This window comes from Streptomyces nanshensis, from assembly GCF_001751255.1.
GTDB lineage: Bacteria > Actinomycetota > Actinomycetes > Streptomycetales > Streptomycetaceae > Streptomyces > Streptomyces nanshensis_A.
In genome coordinates this window covers 1-685 of the sequence record NZ_LJGW01000492.1, presented here as the reverse complement: position 1 = coordinate 685, position 685 = coordinate 1, and the positions used below count along the sequence as shown (strand labels likewise).

1 protein-coding gene is annotated in these 685 nt (G+C 76.5%); it reads right to left on the bottom strand.

Annotation, left to right across the window (positions count from 1 at the left end; all coding sequences use genetic code 11):
• A partial coding sequence (locus tag AN218_RS29020) for an acyltransferase domain-containing protein (RefSeq protein WP_141747730.1) occupies nt 1-685 on the bottom strand: 685 nt, incomplete at both ends.

Below are 685 nucleotides of genomic sequence, written 5' to 3'. Positions count from 1 at the left end.
CCTCGCCGTCGAGCCCGGCCAGCGCCAGCACCTCGTCGACCTTCGCGGGGACGGCGGTGACGGCGGCCATGGCGCCCGCGTCCCCCTCGTCCGGTATCTGCGCGAGGATCGCCTCGGCGCGTGCGGCGCTCGCGGTGAGCACGTCGCGCGGGGAGAGCGCGCCCGCGACGCCGAGGGCGACGAGTTCGCCGTAGCTGTGTCCGGCCGCCATGTCGGGACGGATGCCGAGCGAGGCGAGCAGGTCGGCGGCGGCCAGTTCGACGATGCCCAGGGCGGGTTGGGCGACGGCGGTGTCGGTGATGCGGGCGAGCTGTGCGTCGGCGGTCGCCTTGTCGAAGGCGGTGGGCGGGTAGAGCGCGTCCGCCCAGCGGCTGCCGAGCTGGAGGTAGCGCTGCAACTCGGGGAAGGCGACGAAGAGGTCGGCGAGCATGCCGGGACGCTGGCTGCCCTGGCCGGGGAAGAGGAAGGCGATGGCGCCTTCCCCGGAGTCTCCGGCCCGGGTGGTGCCCCCGGCGGTGAACAGGCCCGCGGACGGGTCGTGCGCGCCGTCGGCGGCGCGGCGCAGCAGCCGGGCGAGTTCGCCGACGCTGCGCGCGAGCAGGGCGATGCGTACCGGTTCGCCGCGTACGGCCGCGGAGTCGGAGACGCGGGCGGCGCCGAGCGCGTAGTCCCGCAGCCGCCAGGG